The sequence below is a fragment of the Knoellia sp. S7-12 genome (assembly GCF_040518285.1).
GTDB lineage: Bacteria > Actinomycetota > Actinomycetes > Actinomycetales > Dermatophilaceae > Knoellia.
Window position 1 is genome coordinate 2,654,790 of the sequence record NZ_CP155449.1, and the last position, 17,513, is coordinate 2,672,302.

General features: G+C 64.0%; 9 protein-coding genes and 3 rRNA genes. 6 read left to right on the forward strand and 6 right to left on the reverse strand.

Features of this window, described 5'->3' with window-relative positions; genetic code table 11:
- Positions 1-38: 38 nt before the first annotated feature.
- The gene (locus tag V6K52_RS12760; RefSeq protein ID WP_353950492.1) at positions 39-1,007 is read left to right on the forward strand and encodes an AraC family transcriptional regulator; all 969 of its coding nucleotides are present in this window, start codon (positions 39-41) and stop codon (positions 1,005-1,007) included.
- 40 nt (positions 1,008-1,047) lie between these two features.
- Here V6K52_RS12760 and leuS read toward each other — a convergent pair whose 3' ends face one another.
- The 5 genes from leuS to V6K52_RS12785 form a co-directional block, all read right to left on the reverse strand.
- Complete coding sequence (gene leuS / locus V6K52_RS12765; RefSeq protein WP_353950493.1) at positions 1,048-3,957, reverse strand: leucine--tRNA ligase; 2,910 nt, start codon at positions 3,955-3,957, stop codon at positions 1,048-1,050.
- A gap of 222 nt (positions 3,958-4,179) precedes the next feature.
- Positions 4,180-4,296 (reverse strand): 5S ribosomal RNA (gene rrf, locus V6K52_RS12770).
- A gap of 139 nt (positions 4,297-4,435) precedes the next feature.
- A 23S ribosomal RNA gene (locus tag V6K52_RS12775) occupies positions 4,436-7,561 on the reverse strand.
- 347 nt (positions 7,562-7,908) lie between these two features.
- Positions 7,909-9,430, reverse strand: a 16S ribosomal RNA gene (locus V6K52_RS12780).
- Together the 16S, 23S and 5S rRNA genes form the textbook arrangement of a ribosomal RNA operon.
- 688 nt (positions 9,431-10,118) lie before the next feature.
- On the reverse strand, positions 10,119-10,331 hold the full coding sequence (locus V6K52_RS12785) for a DUF4396 domain-containing protein (RefSeq protein ID WP_353950494.1): 213 nt from the start codon (positions 10,329-10,331) through the stop codon (positions 10,119-10,121).
- Between the two features lie 204 nt (positions 10,332-10,535).
- On the opposite strand from V6K52_RS12785, the gene V6K52_RS12790 reads away from it, so the two are divergent.
- From V6K52_RS12790 to V6K52_RS12810, 5 genes are read left to right on the forward strand one after another with little or no spacing between them, the layout of a single operon-like run.
- Positions 10,536-12,374, forward strand: a complete 1,839-nt coding sequence (locus V6K52_RS12790) for an ABC transporter substrate-binding protein (protein ID WP_353950495.1) — start codon at positions 10,536-10,538, stop codon at positions 12,372-12,374.
- 6 nt (positions 12,375-12,380) lie between these two features.
- Entirely contained in the window at positions 12,381-13,451 is a 1,071-nt protein-coding gene (locus tag V6K52_RS12795; RefSeq protein WP_353950496.1) for an ABC transporter permease, read from the forward strand.
- Positions 13,448-14,365, forward strand: a complete 918-nt coding sequence (locus V6K52_RS12800; RefSeq protein WP_353950497.1) for an ABC transporter permease — start codon at positions 13,448-13,450, stop codon at positions 14,363-14,365. Before V6K52_RS12795 ends, V6K52_RS12800 begins: the two co-directional genes overlap by 4 nt.
- Complete coding sequence (locus V6K52_RS12805; protein ID WP_353950498.1) at positions 14,362-15,408, forward strand: ABC transporter ATP-binding protein; 1,047 nt, start codon at positions 14,362-14,364, stop codon at positions 15,406-15,408. Before V6K52_RS12800 ends, V6K52_RS12805 begins: the two co-directional genes overlap by 4 nt.
- The gene (locus V6K52_RS12810) at positions 15,405-16,472 is read left to right on the forward strand and encodes an ABC transporter ATP-binding protein (protein WP_353950499.1); all 1,068 of its coding nucleotides are present in this window, start codon (positions 15,405-15,407) and stop codon (positions 16,470-16,472) included. The genes V6K52_RS12805 and V6K52_RS12810 overlap by 4 nt, the downstream gene beginning before the upstream one ends.
- Here the strand turns inward: V6K52_RS12810 and V6K52_RS12815 are convergent.
- Positions 16,443-17,405 (reverse strand): LD-carboxypeptidase, encoded by a 963-nt coding sequence (locus tag V6K52_RS12815; RefSeq protein WP_353950500.1) that lies wholly within the window; start codon positions 17,403-17,405, stop codon positions 16,443-16,445. The genes V6K52_RS12810 and V6K52_RS12815 overlap by 30 nt on opposite strands.
- Between the last annotated feature and the right edge of the window lie 108 nt (positions 17,406-17,513).

Sequence of the window (17,513 nt, forward strand, 5' to 3'; positions counted from 1 at the left end):
ACGCCTCCAATCCATACGCCAGCGTCTACAGTGGGGCCATGGACGCGTTCAGTGCTGTGCTCGACGGCCCCCGGGCTCGAGGCGCCTTCCTGTTGCGCATCGTGCTGGCGGCGCCGTGGGGTGTGCGGATCGAGGACGAGGCTCCGCTCACGGTCATCACCATCGTCACCGGCAGCGCCTGGGTCCTTGACGACGACGGTGAGCGACTGCGCCTTCGCGCTGGCGACGTCGCCCTCATCCGCGGTCCACGGCCCTACCTCTTCGCGGACTCCCCGGACACTGCGCCCCAGGTGCGCGTTGACACGGACCAGCACTGCTGGTCGATCGAGGGCGGCCGCAGCCTTGCCGACGAGATGAGCCTCGGAGTGCGGACCTGGGGCAACACCGACCTCGCTGCCGCCGATGCGACGGTCTCGCTCGTCGGTGCCTACGACCTGACCAGCCAGATCACTCCGCTGCTCGTCGGGCTCCTCCCCCGCACGGCCGTCATCCGTGGCGGCGACTGGACCTCGCCGGTGCGCGACCTGTTGGTGGCTGAGGTCGGACGCGACGCCGCCGGCCAGGGCGTCGTCCTCGACCGGCTCCTCGACCTCGTGCTCATCGAGGCGCTGCGGCACTGGTTCACCACCCGCGCCGACGATGCTCCGACGTGGTGGCTGGCCGCGGAGGACGATCTCGTCGGTCCGGCAATCAGGGCCATGCAGACCGATCCGGCGCGCGGCTGGACGGTCGACGCTTTGGCCCGGCACACCGGCATGTCACGGGCGGCGTTCGCCCGGCGCTTCCACGAACTCGTGGGGACGCCGCCGATGACATTCCTCACCCAGTGGCGGCTCTCGCTCGCCGCCGATCTGCTGCGGGACACCGATTCCACCATCGCCGCGGTCGCGCGCGACGTGGGCTACGGCGGCCCGTTCGCGCTGAGCGCGGCATTCAGCCGACGCTACTCAGCCAGCCCGACGGCATACCGAAAGAACGTGCGCGCCCGCACCCGCCACCCAGCCTGAAAGTCCGACGGATTGCGCAATAAGTCGGAGATTGGATCTGTCAGAGCGGGACGACGTTGACGAGCTTGGGGGCTCGCACGATGACAGTGCGCACTCCCCCGGCGGTGGCCTCGATGACCTTGGGCAGGGCGAGCGCCAGCGCGCGCAGCTCGTCCTCGCTGATGTCGGACGCGACCTCGATGCGATCACGCACCTTGCCCTTGATCTGGATGACGCAGGTGACGGAGTCGTCGACGAGCAGCGCCGGGTCCGCGACGGGGAAGTCCTCGTGGGTCAGCGACTCCTCATGGCCCAGGCGCGACCACAGCTCCTCCGCGATGTGCGGAGCGAGTGGCGCCACCATGAGGACGATCTGCTCGGCGGCCTCTCGCGGGACGGCGTCGAGCTTGGTCAATGCGTTGTTGAACTCGATGAGGCGGGCGATGGCCGTGTTGAAGCCGAGCTCGTCGTAGTCACGCCGCACCGCATCGATCGTCCGGTGCAGCACCCGTGCCGTCGCGTCATCGATCGGGCCGTCACTGACCCGCACCTCGCCGCTCTCTTCGTCGACGACGTTGCGCCAGAGCCGCTGCAGGAATCGCTGCGACCCGACGATGGCCCGGGTGTCCCACGGTTTGCTCTGGTCGAGCGGGCCGAGACCCATCTCGTAGAGCCGCAGCGTGTCGGCACCATAGGCGGCATACATGTCGTCGGGCGACACCATGTTCTTGAGTGACTTGCCGATCTTGCCGAACTCACGTGTCACCGCCTGGCCCTCCCACATGAAGCTCGGGTGGCCGTCGTCGCCGATGACCTCCTCGACCTCGGTCGCCTCGACCGGCTGGCCACGATCGTCACGGAAGGCCGCAGCCTGGATGTAGCCCTGGGCAAAGTACTTCCGGAACGGCTCCTCGCTCGACACATGGCCGAGGTCAAAGAGGACCTTGTGCCAGAAGCGCGCATAGAGCAGGTGCAGCACGGCGTGCTCGACACCGCCGATGTAGAGGTCGACACCACCGGGGTCACGGGTGCCTGCGGGTGCGCCGTCAACGGCGGTGTCGCGCGGCCCGATCCAGTACTCCTCCGTCGCGGCCGAGACCAGCTCTTCACGGTTCTCGGGGTCGAGGTAGCGCAGGTAGTACCAGCACGATCCGGCCCAGTTGGGCATCGTGTTGGTCTCACGGCGATAGCTCTGCACGCCGCGACCGTCGCCGAGGTCCAGCTCGACGTTGACCCACTCGGCGACCCGGCCCAGCGGAGGCTCCGGGGAGCTCTGCGCGTCCTCGGGGTCGAAGGTCCGCGGGCTGTAGTCAGGAACCTCCGGCAGCTCGATCGGCAGCATGGACTCGGGCACACCATGGGCGGTGCCGTCCGCGTCGAACACGATGGGGAACGGCTCACCCCAATAGCGCTGACGCGAAAACAGCCAGTCGCGCAACTTGTAGCTGACCTCTCGACCACCATGACCGTGCTCCACGAGCCAGTCGATCATCGCGGCCTTGGCCACGGTGATCGGCTTGCCGTTGAGGTCGATGGTGTCGTTCGCGGAGTTGATCGCCGGCCCCTCACCGGTGAACGCCTCGTCCTCGGGGTGACCCTGCGTCGGCTGCACGGTGCGGATCCGGGGCAGGTCGAAGACATCGGCGAAGTGCCAGTCGCGCTCGTCCTGGCCCGGCACGGCCATGATCGCACCGGTGCCGTAGCCCATGAGGACGTAGTCCGCGACAAAGATCGGGAGCTGTGCACCCGTGGCCGGGTTCGTGGCATAGGCGCCGGTGAAGACACCGGTCTTGTCCTTGCCTTCGATCTGACGCTCGACGTCGCTCTTGCGAGAAGCCGCACGCCGGTATGCCGTCACTGCAGCTTCCGGGGTCGACTCGCCACCGGTCCAGGTCGAGTTCGTCCCGTCGGCCCACTCCCCATGCTCGATCAGGGTGTCGACGATCGGGTGCTCCGGCGCGAGGACCATGAAGGTCGCACCGAACAACGTGTCGGGGCGCGTCGTGAACACCTCGATCGGACTGGTGCCCTCGGGCGCGCCCACGACCGGGAACGCGACGCGCGCGCCGTGACTGCGGCCGATCCAGTTGCGCTGCATGGCCTTGACCTTGTCCGGCCACTCCACGCGGTCCAGATCATCGGCCAGACGGTCCGAGTAGTCGGTGATGCGCATCATCCACTGACGCAGGTTGCGCTTGAAGACGGGGAAGTTGCCGCGCTCGGAGCGACCGTCGTTGGTGACCTCTTCATTGGAGAGCACCGTGCCCAGCCCGGGACACCAGTTGACCGGCGCCTCGGAGGCGTAGGCCAGGCGGAACTCGCTCAGCACGCCCTCACGCTCGCCAGCCTCGAGATCGGCCCAAGTGCGGCCGTCGGGCAGGTCGCGAGTTCCGGACTCGAACTGCGCCACGAGCTCGGCGATGGGGCGGGCCCGGCCTCGGCTCCCGTCCGGGCGCTGGGCGTCGCGGTCGTACCAGGAATTGAAGATCTGCAGGAAGATCCACTGCGTCCAGCGGTAGTAGTCGGGGTCCATGGTCTGGATCGACCGACGCTGGTCCAGCCCGAGTCCGAGCCGGCGCAGCTGGCGCGCCATGATCACGATGTTGGCCTCGGTGGTGATGCGCGGGTGCTGACCGGTCTGGACGGCATACTGCTCCGCCGGCAGACCGAAGGCGTCGTAACCCAAGCAGTGCAGGACGTTCTTGCCCAGCATCCGGTGATAGCGCGAGAAGACATCCGTCGCGATGTAACCAAGTGGGTGACCGACGTGCAGGCCGGCACCGCTGGGGTAGGGGAACATGTCGAGGACGAGCAGGCGTCCCCCGGCACGAGTCGCGACCGCATCGGGGTCGGCGAACGGGCCGTCGGGGTTGGGCGCGTTGAACGTGCCGCTGGCCTCCCAACGGTCCTGCCATGCCAACTCGATCCGGTCGGCCAGCTGCGCCGTGTAGCGGTGCGCCGTCTCGCTCATGTCATTCCTGCCTGTTCGATGACTCTGCCCTGCACGGGTGGATGCCCACAAAAAAGCCCCTCACACAGGAGGGGTTCGCCGCGGTGACGTCCGGGTGGATCGTCAGCGCGGCTGCGGAAGAAGCTGTTGCAGCCTGGCCATGAGGACAGACTATCGCAGGGCTACAGATGGCCCCAAATGAGAAATGGCCCGCCATAGTGGCGGGCCATTCCTTGAATGTTTGTCCGGCTGCGTCCTACTCTCCCACACCGTCACCAGTGCAGTACCATCGGCGCTGAAGGGCTTAGCTTCCGGGTTCGGAATGGAGCCGGGCGTTTCCCCTTCGCTATGACAGCCGAAACTCTATGGAGATGTGGTTGTTCTTCCCCCCGTTTGTCACGCACCGGGTTTCACCCTTTGTGGGGGTGGTGGTGTGTGTGGGGGGTTCCCGACCGTATCTCGGGAACTGCACAGTGGACGCGAACGCAACTTTTTAGTGTGTATCAAGTTATCGGCTTATTAGTACCAGTCAGCTACATGCATTACTGCACTTCCACGTCTGGCCTATCAACCCAGTAGTCTAGCTGGGAGCCTCTCGGAGATTTAACTCCATGGAAATCTCATCTTGAAGCGTGCTTCCCGCTTAGATGCTTTCAGCGGTTATCACTTCCGAACGTAGCTAATCAGCGGTGCTCTTGGCAGAACAACTGACACACCAGAGGTTCGTCCATCCCGGTCCTCTCGTACTAGGGACAGCCCTTCTCAAATTTCCTACGCGCACAGCGGATAGGGACCGAACTGTCTCACGACGTTCTAAACCCAGCTCGCGTACCGCTTTAATGGGCGAACAGCCCAACCCTTGGGAGAGACTCCACCCCCAGGATGCGACGAGCCGACATCGAGGTGCCAAACCATGCCGTCGATATGGACTCTTGGGCAAGATCAGCCTGTTATCCCCGGGGTACCTTTTATCCGTTGAGCGACGCCGCTTCCACAAGCCAGCGCCGGGTCACTAGTTCCGACTTTCGTCCCTGCTCGACCTGCCGGTCTCGCAGTCAAGCTCCCTTGTGCACTTACACTCGAAACCTGATTACCAACCAGGCTGAGGGAACCTTTGAGCGCCTCCGTTACCTTTTAGGAGGCAACCGCCCCAGTTAAACTACCCACCAGGCAATGTCCCTGATCCGGATCACGGACCTAGGTTAGATATCCAGAACGACCAGAGTGGTATTTCAACGTTGACTCCACGAACACTGGCGTGCCCGCTTCAAAGTCTCCCACCTATCCTACACAAGCCGTACCGAACACCAATACCAAGCTATAGTAAAGGTCCCGGGGTCTTTCCGTCCTGCTGCGCGTAACGAGCATCTTTACTCGTAGTGCAATTTCGCCGAGTTCATGGTTGAGACAGTGGAGAAGTCGTTACGCCATTCGTGCAGGTCGGAACTTACCCGACAAGGAATTTCGCTACCTTAGGATGGTTATAGTTACCACCGCCGTTTACTGGGGCTTAAATTCTGAGCTTCGACCCCGAAGGATCTAACCCGTCCTCTTAACCTTCCAGCACCGGGCAGGCGTCAGTCCGTATACATCGTCTTGCGACTTAGCACGGACCTGTGTTTTTAGTAAACAGTCGCTTCTCCCTGGTCTCTGCGGCCGTTTCCCCTAGACAGCAAGTGTCTTCAGGGTCTGGGCCCCCCTTCTCCCGAAGTTACGGGGGTATTTTGCCGAGTTCCTTAACCATGATTCACTCGATCGCCTTGGTATTCTCTACCTAACCACCTGAGTCGGTTTGGGGTACGGGCGGCTCGAACCTCGCTAGAAGATTTTCTTGGCAGCATAGGATCACCCTGCTTCCCGCATTCGCGGTCACTATCAGGTCTCAGGATATGTGTGAGACGGATTTGCCTATCTCACTCCCTACACCCTTGGACGTGGACTACCATCGCCACGCGGAGGCTACCTTCCTGCGTCTCTCCATCGCTTGACTACTACCAGATCGGGTCACGCGCTCCACTTACAAGATCCACCCGAAGGCTTCACAACGCAAGTTTCAGGCGTTTAGCATCAAAAGGTTCGTCATGGGCGGTTCTTCGCCGGTTCCGGAATATCAACCGGATGTCCATCGACTACGCCTGTCGGCCTCGCCTTAGGTCCCGACTTACCCAGGGCAGATTAGCTTGACCCTGGAACCCTTGGTTATTCGGCGGACGGGTTTCTCGCCCGTCATTCGCTACTCATGCCTGCATTCTCACTCGTGTGGCCTCCACGGCTGGTTCACACCGCCGCTTCCCTGGCCACACGACGCTCCCCTACCCATCAACACGCTTGGACCACCAACCCGCAGGTGTGGTGGCCGGGCAATATGTCAATGCCACAGCTTCGGTGGTGTGCTTGAGCCCCGCTACATTGTCGGCGCGGAATCACTTGACCAGTGAGCTATTACGCACTCTTTAAAGGGTGGCTGCTTCTAAGCCAACCTCCTGGTTGTCAATGCAACTCCACATCCTTTTCCACTTAGCACACGCTTTGGGACCTTAGCTGGTGGTCTGGGCTGTTTCCCTCTCGACTACGGAGCTTATCCCCCGCAGTCTCACTGCCACGCTCTCACTTACCGGCATTCGGAGTTTGGCTAACGTCAGTAACCTGTTGAGGCCCATCGGCTATCCAGTAGCTCTACCTCCGGTAAGAAACACGTGACGCTGCACCTAAATGCATTTCGGGGAGAACCAGCTATCACGGAGTTTGATTGGCCTTTCACCCCTACCCACAGCTCATCCCCTCAGTTTTCAACCTAAGTGGGTTCGGTCCTCCACGACGTCTTACCGTCGCTTCAACCTGGCCATGGGTAGATCACTCCGCTTCGGGTCTAGACCCAGCGACTCATTCGCCCTATTCGGACTCGCTTTCGCTACGGCTTCCCCACACGGGTTAACCTCGCCACTGAGCACTAACTCGCAGGCTCATTCTTCAAAAGGCACGCTGTCACCCCACAATGAGGGCTCCAACGGATTGTAGGCACACGGTTTCAGGATCTATTTCACTCCCCTCCCGGGGTACTTTTCACCTTTCCCTCACGGTACTTGTCCGCTATCGGTCACCAGGGAATATTTAGGCTTAGCGGGTGGTCCCGCCAGATTCATACGGGATTTCTCGGGCCCCGTATTACTTGGGATAACTCTCTGGAGTTCACGTCATTTCGTCTACGGGGGTCGCACCCTCTATGCCGGGCCTTTCAATGCCCTTCGACTATAACGCGAATTTTTGACTCCATGCCGGAATGTCAGTCCCAACTGAGAGGTCCCACGACCCCGTACCTGCAACGCCTGACAGCTATCACACAGATACGGTTTAGCCTCATCCGCTTTCTCTCGCCAATACTCACGGAATCGCGGTTGCTTTCTCTTCCTGTGGGTACTGAGATGTTTCACTTCCCCACGTTCCCTCTACCTGCCCTATATATTCAGGCAGGAGTGACTGGACTTGCCTCCAGCCGGGTTTCCCCATTCGGAAATCCACGGATCACAGTCTGGTTATCGACTCCCCGTGGCTTATCGCAGATTCCTACGTCCTTCTTCGGTTCCTGGTGCCAAGGCATCCACCGTGCGCCCTTAAAAACTTGAGCCACAAAGATGCTCGCGTCCACTGTGTAGTTCTCAACATACGGGCGGCCCCCACACCACACTTCACGCCTCCCACACGCCCAAAGGCACATGATGGTTCGTGATGGCAGGGGTCCTGACCGGATACCGGCCTTCAGGAACGAGCTTTCGCCCGAGCCCTCAGGACCCAACAACGTGTCAAACGCCGACTCCCCCCGCCACACTTTCCGTCCCCCACACGAATGAGGAGGTGTACTTGTGTGCCGACAGTAGCGGCGTCAAATAATCGATGTTCCACCCTTGAGCACCTGCTGCACACGCGTTCGGTGGCAGACCAGGCTCTGGACCCTTGCGGGCCAGTGCTCCTTAGAAAGGAGGTGATCCAGCCGCACCTTCCGGTACGGCTACCTTGTTACGACTTAGTCCCAATCGCCAGTCCCACCTTCGACGGCTCCCTCCACAAGGGTTGGGCCACCGGCTTCGGGTGTTACCGACTTTCGTGACTTGACGGGCGGTGTGTACAAGGCCCGGGAACGTATTCACCGCAGCGTTGCTGATCTGCGATTACTAGCGACTCCAACTTCATGGGGTCGAGTTGCAGACCCCAATCCGAACTGAGACCGGTTTTTTGGGATTCGCTCCACCTTGCGGTATCGCAGCCCTTTGTACCGGCCATTGTAGCATGTGTGAAGCCCAAGACATAAGGGGCATGATGATTTGACCTCATCCCCACCTTCCTCCGAGTTGACCCCGGCAGTCTCCTATGAGTCCCCACCATAACGTGCTGGCAACATAGAACGAGGGTTGCGCTCGTTGCGGGACTTAACCCAACATCTCACGACACGAGCTGACGACAACCATGCACCACCTGTATACCGACCTTGCGGGGCACCCATCTCTGAATGTTTCCGGTATATGTCAAGCCTTGGTAAGGTTCTTCGCGTTGCATCGAATTAATCCACATGCTCCGCCGCTTGTGCGGGCCCCCGTCAATTCCTTTGAGTTTTAGCCTTGCGGCCGTACTCCCCAGGCGGGGAACTTAATGCGTTAGCTGCGGCACGGACCTCGTGGAATGAGGCCCACACCTAGTTCCCAACGTTTACGGCATGGACTACCAGGGTATCTAATCCTGTTCGCTCCCCATGCTTTCGCTTCTCAGCGTCAGTAGTGGCCCAGAGACCTGCCTTCGCCATCGGTGTTCCTCCTGATATCTGCGCATTTCACCGCTACACCAGGAATTCCAGTCTCCCCTACCACACTCTAGTCTGCCCGTACCCACTGCAAGTCCGGGGTTGAGCCCCGGATTTTCACAGCAGACGCGACAAACCGCCTACAAGCTCTTTACGCCCAATAATTCCGGACAACGCTCGCACCCTACGTATTACCGCGGCTGCTGGCACGTAGTTAGCCGGTGCTTCTTCTGCAGGTACCGTCACTTTCGCTTCTTCCCTGCTGAAAGAGGTTTACAACCCGAAGGCCGTCATCCCTCACGCGGCGTCGCTGCATCAGGCTTGCGCCCATTGTGCAATATTCCCCACTGCTGCCTCCCGTAGGAGTCTGGGCCGTGTCTCAGTCCCAGTGTGGCCGATCGCCCTCTCAGGCCGGCTACCCGTCATCGCCTTGGTGAGCCATTACCTCACCAACAAGCTGATAGGCCGCGAGTCCATCCCAGACCGAAAAACTTTCCACACCATAACCATGCGGTTTGATGTCATATCCGGTATTAGACGCCGTTTCCAGCGCTTATTCCAGAGTCTGGGGCAGGTTACTCACGTGTTACTCACCCGTTCGCCACTGCTCACCCGGAGCAAGCTCCAAGATCACCGTTCGACTTGCATGTGTTAAGCACGCCGCCAGCGTTCGTCCTGAGCCAGGATCAAACTCTCCGTTGATGTTCACAAACCCAACCCCCAAAAGAGGTTGGATAAAACTGAACCCAATAAAGGGTTGTCTACCCAGCTGAGCAAGAACAACCAGCAAAAAACACTGTTTGATCATTGTCAACCAAAGGATAATCGAAAAAGAACAACCACTCATCACCCACAAAGGCGAATCGCAGCCACCCTCAGACGAGGTTAATTGGCATCGATTTTTGACACGCTGTTGAGTTCTCAAGGATCGGACGCACACCACCACCCAGCCCATCAGGGCCAGACTCAGGGGCAACTCTCCAAACTTACCCGCGGCCACACTTGGGAGTCAAATCCGTTGGCCGCTGGCGAGCGGCCCGGATCTGATCACGCTTGGATCTTCGCGGGGTGTTCACCTTAGCAGCCTCTCGGCCGCTTCCCAAACCTGCCGTTCCCGGCGAGCTGGGCTGGATGAAACTTCCCAACCGCGGCTCCCGAAGGTGCCACACCGTTCGCGACGTTTCCGTCGTGTCGAACTGTTGGGGTCTGCCCCGGGACCGGCCTACGTCGTGTTTGGCACAAGGCCTCACACCGTGGTGTCCGTTCCTCCCTGTCGGGCTGACGTGCAGAACATTAGAGGACGCCTTGGCCAGAACACAAATCGGGTGACTCACACGTGCGACTGGACGGCACGGCATACCGAAAAGCCTTGCAGGACAGCGGAACTCGCTCAGTGGTGGAACTTGTGAACCACAGCGTGACCCTTGCCCCGCGCGATGAGCCATCGGTTGACGGGCACGGTGACGACGAAGGCCACCGCAAAGGCGACCGCCAGGGCGCCCCAGAAGAGCCAGGACGTGAGGCCCGCATCCATGGCTCCCGGCACCACGAGCATGATCGCGTTGTCGATGACCCGGTCCGGGTGTCCTGAGTGCTCTGTCATGACTCGTCGAGCTATACCCCACGGGGGTATATTCCGCCTGGCTCCCGCGCCTGCCGTGAGGGGCCCAGCCGCTCAGTCGGGGGAAAGTGACACGTCTTGGCCTCCAAAAGCAACTATTTGCCCTACCGTGTGCGACTAGCACCAAGGACGGCGTCGTCCAACCGAGCGAGGGGAACAGCGATGGTCACATCGAGGCACAGTCAGGTGGGCACGCCCACGGACCCACGAGCCGGGCGCCACCGGCACCGAGTGCTTGTCGGTGTCCTGAGCATCCTCGGGTTGCTGGCGGCCCTCCTTGTCGGAGGCACGGGTGCCCGGGCCGACACACCGAAGGAGGAGACGACGCTCACCGTCGCGGTGTCGCAGGAGGTCGACTCACTCAGCCCGTTCCTGGCGGTGCGCCGGATCACCACTGCCCTCGGTCGCCTCACCTACGACTTCCTCACCAACTACGACCCGAAGACCGGCAAGACCATCCCGGCGCTCGCCGAGTCGTGGAAGACCTCGCCCGATGGCCTCACCTGGACCTACAAGATCCGTGAGACCAACTGGACTGACGGCAAGCCCGTGACCGCCGAAGACGCTCGCTGGACCTTCGACACGATGATGAAGGACGAGGCCGCCGCCACAGCGAACGGGAACTTCGTCGAGAACTTCGAGAGCGTCGCCGCACCCGACCCGCGGACCCTCGTCGTCAAGCTCAAGGCACCTCAGGCGACGATGCTCGCGCTCGACGTGCCGATCCTGCCCAAGCACAAATGGGAGAGTGTCGGCGACTACTCGAAGTTCAACAATGACCAGGAGTTCCCCATCGTCGGGAACGGGCCTTGGATCATCAGCGCCTACGAGGTCAACAGCTCGATCACCCTCGTCCCGAACAAGAAGTTCTGGCGAGGTGCTCCCAAGTTCGACAAGCTCGTCTTCCGGCACATCGATGATCAGGACGCGCAGGTCGAGGCGCTCAAGGCCGGCGAGGTCTCCTTCGTCTCGGGCCTGACGTCGGCCCAGGCAACCTCCCTGGAGAGCGTCGACAACATCACCGTCAACAAGGCCTCGGGCAAGCGCTTCCAGGCCATCACCATCAACCCGGGCGCCAAGCTCCAGGACGGCACCGAGTTCGGTGACGGCAACAAGGCGCTCGAGGACCCTGTCGTCCGCGAGGCCCTGGTGCACACCATCGACCGCGAGGCGATCTACAAGACCGCTTACGGCGGCTTCGGTGAGGCCAACGGTGGCTACATCCCGTCCCGCTACAAGGACTACCACTGGGAGCCCACCGACGCCGAGCGCATCGGCTTCGACATCGCCAAGGCCAACCAGCTGCTCGACGGCGCCGGATACGCAAAGGGCTCCGACGGCATACGCGCCAAGGGCGGTCAGAAGCTGTCCTTCCGCTTCAACGTGCACAACGACACCCCGCAGTACGTCCAGGCCGCCGAGATGATGCGCGAGTGGGCCAAGGAGGCGGGGATGGAGCTCAAGGTCGAGCCGGTCTCCGAGGTCGGTGCCCTGCTCGACGCCGGGACCTACGACATCCTCACGACCGGCTGGAGCGTCAACCCGGACCCCGACTACATCCTCGGGATCAACCGGTGCTCCGGACTGCCGGCGAAGATCGGCGGGCCCTACCTGTCGGACGCCTACTACTGCAATGCCGAGTACGACAAGCTCTATGCCCAGCAGCTCGCCGAGCTCGACACCACCAAGCGCGCCGAGATCGTCAAGGAGATGCAGAAGGTCCTCTACAAGGACAACATCTTTGTGGTCTGGGGCTACGCGGACGCGCTGGAGGCCTTCCGCGGCGACGTCATCGAGAAGATGACCCCGCAGCCGGACCCGGGTGGCAACTACGACAGCCAGGACGGCTACTGGAGCTGGTGGTCGGCGCTCCCTGCCGGTACCAAGTCGGCGGCGGACTCGGGCGGCACCAGCGGCAACAGCGGTCTGATCCTCGGAGTCGGCGCGGGCGTGCTCGTGGCGCTCGGCGGAGCGCTCCTGCTCGTCCGCCGACGCGGCGGTGCCGCTGCGGACGAGCGGGAATAGGCCCGCATGGCGGAAATCGTCCCGAGCGGCCTGGCCCCGCACCTCGAACAGGAGGTGCGGGACCAGCCCGTCGGCATGGCGGATGGACCCCGCAAACGGGACCGTGACGGCTTGCGCCGTACCGCGGCATACGTCGGTCAAAGGTTGCTTGGTGCAGCGGTCTCGCTGCTCGCGGTGATCTTCACCAGCTTCTTCCTGTTCCGGATCGTGCCGGGCGACCCCGTGCGGGTCATGACCCACGGGCGACCCGTGACCATCGAGCAGAAGGAAGCTCTCGCACGCGAGTTCGGGCTCGACAAACCGCTGCTCGAGCAGTTCGTGAGCTACCTGCTGGGGGTGCTCCGCTTCGACTTCGGCGAGTCGTTCCAGTACAACCGGCCCGTCCTGAGCATGGTTGGCGAACGGCTCGGACCCACCCTTCTGCTCGTCGGCGCCAGCCTCATCGTGTCCACCCTGCTCGGCTTCTGGCTGGGAGTGCAGGGTGCCTGGAAGCACGGCAGCACGGCCGACCGGGTCAACACCGGGGTTGCGCTGACGCTGTGGTCGGTGCCGAGCTTCTGGCTGGGCCTCATCCTCATCGTCGTCTTCGGCTCAGGGCTCGGATGGTTCCCGACCTCAGGGATGAAAACGCCCGGGGTGGAGGGTTTTGCGGCCGTCGTCGATATCGCGCACCACTTGGTGCTGCCCCTCGTGACGCTCGTCGCCGTGGTCTATGCCCAATACCTCATGGTGATGAGGTCCTCGCTCCTCGACGAAATGGGGTCCGACTACCTCGTGACCGCGCGTGCGAAGGGTCTGCGCGACAGCGAGGTCAAACGCCGGCATGCCGTGCCGAACGCGTTGCTGCCGACCATGACCCTGATCTTCATCAATGTCGGCTTCGTGCTCTTCGGGGCCGTCCTCGTCGAGACGGTCTTCTCGTGGCCCGGGCTGGGCAAACTGTTCTATGAAGGGCTCAGCGTGCCGGACCTCCCGCTCGTCCAGGGCCTGTTCGTCATCTTCTCGGCGACCGTGATCCTGATGAACCTCATCTCCGACCTGCTCTATCCCGTCATCGACCCGCGGGTGCGGCCGTGAGCACCGACGCAGCGGCCGCGACCGCCAGCCCGCGCCAGCTCACCTGGGCCCGCCGGCGCCGCGCGGTGGCCACCTTCTGGAACGAGTACCGCCGCAACCGCGCCGGGCTGTTCGGGCTGGCAGTGCTGGGGCTCTTCGTGTTGTCGGCCCTGCTTGTCCCGTGGCTCGTGGGTGAGGACGCACTCAGCGTCACCCGCCCGCCCGGCGAGCCGCTCCAGCCGCCGAGTGGCGAGTTCCTCCTCGGCACCGACCGGTCGGGTCGCTCCGTGCTGGACCTCGTGCTCTGGGGCTCCCGGGTGTCGCTGACCGTGGGCTTCGCCGCGACGTTCATCTCCATTGCGCTGGGCGGCGTCATCGGCATCCTTGCCGGCCACTTCCACGGCTGGGCCTCGGCGGTGCTCCTGCGCATCACCGACTGGTTCCTCGTCATGCCCACCCTCGTGCTGGCCGTGGCGCTGGCCGCTGTCCTGGGTCGCAGCATGTCGACGATCATCATCGCGATCGGCGTCACCTCGTGGCCGACGACCGCGCGACTCGTCCGCGCGCAGACCCTCGCGGTTGAGGCGCGTCCCTACATTGAGCGGGCTCGCGCGCTGGGCGGTGGCCACTGGCACGTCATGTCCCGACACGTCCTGCCCAACGTCATGCCGATCGTCCTGGCGCAGACCACGCTGATGGTCGCCGGCGCGATCCTCACCGAGTCGACCGTCGCCTTCCTCGGGCTGGGCGACCCGACGATCCCGTCGTGGGGCAGCACCATCCAGGCCGCCCGCGACGTCGGGGCGGTGAGCTCCGGCATGTGGTGGTACATCCTCCCGCCCGGTATCGCGATCGCCCTCGTGGCTCTGGCCTTCACCCTCTGCGGTCGCGCGATCGAGGGCGTACTCAACCCCCGATTGAGGAACCGCTCATGACCGAGCCCCTGCTCTCCTTCGAGGGCCTCACGGTCACCTACCGCAGCCAAGGAGGTGATGTGCCGGCCGTGCGCGGTGTCGATCTCGAGTTGGCACGCGGCGAGAAACTCGGCGTCGCCGGCGAGTCCGGTTCGGGCAAGTCCACCCTCGCCCTCGCGCTCCTGCGCCTCCTGCCACCCACGGCGACCGTCACCGGGCGCGTCCTCCTCGATGGTGAGGATCTCCTTGCCATGAACTGGGGTCGATTGCGCGCGGTGCGCTGGGCCGGCGCCTCGATCGTCTTCCAGGGGGCGATGCACTCCCTCAACCCGGTCCACACGATCGGCGATCAGATCGCCGAGCCGATCCTGCTCCACGAGAAGGTCGGCGAGGCCGAGGCCTCCCGTCGGGTGGCGCAACTGCTGGACGAAGTCGGTATGCCGCCCGCTCGCGCGGGTGCCTATCCCCATGAGCTCTCGGGTGGGCAGCGGCAGCGGGTGATGATCGCGATGGCGCTCGCCTGCCGCCCCGAGTTGATCATCGCTGATGAGCCGACCACGGCTCTCGACGTGATGATCCAGGCCCAGATCCTGGGCCTGATCGACGACCTCGTCGCCAGAACGGGGATCAGTCTGTTGATGATCAGCCATGACCTGTCCGTGCTCTCCGACGTCTGCGACCGACTCGCGATCATGTATGCCGGCCGGGTTGTCGAGGTGGGCCCTGCGGACGCGGTCCACCAGCGTGCGAAGCACCCCTACAGCTCGGCGCTGGCAGCAGCGTTCCCGACCGTCGGCGACCCCGCCTCGCGGCTGCGCCCGCGTGGGCTCGCCGGAGACCCGCCGGACCCGGCATCCCTGCCCACCGGGTGCACGTTCCACCCGCGCTGCCCGTCGCGTCGTGAGGTGTGCGACGTCGTCGACCCGCAGCTCTGGCCGGCGAGCGAGAACCACGATGCGGCCTGCGTGCTCGTCCTTCCCGACGAAGGGGCGTCGCTCGCCCGCGGCGACGAACACGACAACGCGGAACACGGCATACAGACCGAAGGCAGCGTGATGGGATGACCAGCGAACTCGAGCCGCTCCTGTCGGCCAAAGAGCTCAGTGTCGAGTTCCCCGGCCGCCGGGGTGGGCGTCCTGCCCGCGCCGTCGACGGCGTGAACCTCGACGTCCACGCGGGCGAGATCGTCGCCCTGGTCGGCGAGTCCGGGTGCGGCAAAACCACGCTGGCACGCGCGCTCCTGGGCCTGCAACGACCGACCGCGGGGCAGGTGGCCTATCGCGGCGCACCTCTGTCCTACAAGGGCAAGGCGCTCAAGGCCTACCGGCGCGAGGCGCAGTTGGTGCTGCAGGATCCCAGCGGCTCGCTCAACCCACGGCACACCGTCTATGAGGCGGTCGCCGAAGGCCTGCGCATCCACGGCGAAGGCGCCCATGAGCGCGAACGAGTAGCCGACGCGCTCTCGCGAGCCGGGCTGCGACCGCCTGAGCGCTTCTTCCTGCGCTATCCGCACGAGTTGTCGGGTGGCCAGCGGCAGCGCGTCGTCATCGCCGGCGCCCTGGTGCTCGACCCGGCCGTGATCATCGCCGACGAGCCGGTGGCCTCACTCGACGCGTCAGTGCGCGGCGAGATCCTGTCGCTGATGCTCGCGCTGCGCGATGACCTGGGGCTGGCGGCACTCGTGGTCACCCACGACCTGGGCCTCGCGTGGAACATCGCCGACCGCGTCGCCGTCATGTATCTCGGCCGGATCGTCGAGTCCGGCCCGGTCGAGAAGATCCTCACCGCACCGGAGCACCCCTACACCCAGGCGCTCCTGTCCGTGCTGCCAGAGGGCGGGGCGCCGGTCGTCCTGACGGGCGAGCCACCGGACCCGACGCGCATCCCCGGAGGATGCCGATTCCACGTGCGTTGCCAGGTGCTGGCCTCGGGCGAGGCCGACGCCGTGGGCGTGTCCACGCAGTGCCGAACCGTGGACCCCGAGGTGCTGGCAGGTGGAATCGGCACCCAGGTGGCCTGCCATGTCGCCCTCGAGCGGCGCGGTGCGGACGCGACACCACGACCAGACGAGAGGGCAGGCGTGGAGCCAGGAGTGCGGTCAGGCGAGGGCGGGGTCGTCCAGCACTAGCGTGCCCGTGTCGGCGTCGAGAGTTGCAGTGACGCCGAGCGGCACGGTCAGGGTGCTCCCGCAGTGACCGAAACCCAGGTCCCAGAGGATCGGCACGCCGAGCCCGCCCAAGCGGTCGCGCACCAGGTCTTCCACTGGTTCGCACCCCTGCCAGGAACCGACCGCCACCCCGGCCACCCCCTCGAGCCAGCCCGAACGCAGCAGGTGGGTCAGGTAGCCGTCGATTCGGTAGGCCTTCTCGTCGACGTCCTCCAACAACAGGATTCCCCCAGCCGCTGAGGGGTGGCCGGTCGGAGTGCCGATCTCAGCGGCCAGCAGGCTGAGGCAGCCTCCGACGGTCACACCGCGCGCTCGCCCGGGGAGCAGCGAACGCGCCTTGTCGGAGGTCAGACTCTGCGTCGCGTCGGGCTCGAAGAGGGTGAGGCGCAGGTGTTCGGCGCTGCTCGCGTCATTGACGAAGACCTCGGTCGCCACCATCGGAGCGTGCAGGGTGACGAGGCCAAGGTGGGTCGCGACAGCGGAGTGCAGCGCGGTGATGTCGCTGTAGCCAGCCAGCACCTTGGGCCCGGCGGCGCGCATCTCCTCCCAGTCGAGGTGCTCCAGAATCCGCTGCACGCCATAGCCACCGCGTGCGCAGAGCACCGCAGCCACCGACGGGTCGCACCAGGCCTCCTGCAGATCCCGTGCCCGAGCCTCGTCGTCGTCGGCGAGATAGGTGAACCGGTCGGAGCGGGCACCTGCGCTGGGTGCGACATCCACCTCCAGCCCCCAGTCCCGAAGCATTGCCACCCCGGCCGCGATCCGGTCCCGAGGTGACGAACCACTCGGCGAGACAACCACGACGCGGTCGCCGGCCACGAGTCGCGCAGGACGCGTCAGCTCCCGAACGGGCGTCGGGGCTGTCGGGCGGACGGATGCGCCACTTGGGGTCACCGGATCTCCTCTTGACGGGTCTGCGGCAAGCATCGCAGCAGACGGATTCGCAGGGCGGCAGCGACGCGGGTCGCGGGTCGCGGGCATCAGGACCCGCTCAACCTCGCA

What these genes read in the sequence shown, in the direction of transcription:
- V6K52_RS12760 (WP_353950492.1), top strand. Translation starts at nt 39, where the DNA reads ATGGACGCGTTCAGTGCTGTGCTCGACGGCCCCCGGGCTCGAGGCGCC.
- leuS (WP_353950493.1), bottom strand. Translation starts at nt 3,957, where the DNA reads ATGAGCGAGACGGCGCACCGCTACACGGCGCAGCTGGCCGACCGGATC.
- V6K52_RS12785 (WP_353950494.1), bottom strand. Translation starts at nt 10,331, where the DNA reads ATGACAGAGCACTCAGGACACCCGGACCGGGTCATCGACAACGCGATC.
- V6K52_RS12795 (WP_353950496.1), top strand. Translation starts at nt 12,381, where the DNA reads ATGGCGGAAATCGTCCCGAGCGGCCTGGCCCCGCACCTCGAACAGGAG.
- V6K52_RS12805 (WP_353950498.1), top strand. Translation starts at nt 14,362, where the DNA reads ATGACCGAGCCCCTGCTCTCCTTCGAGGGCCTCACGGTCACCTACCGC.
- V6K52_RS12810 (WP_353950499.1), top strand. Translation starts at nt 15,405, where the DNA reads ATGACCAGCGAACTCGAGCCGCTCCTGTCGGCCAAAGAGCTCAGTGTC.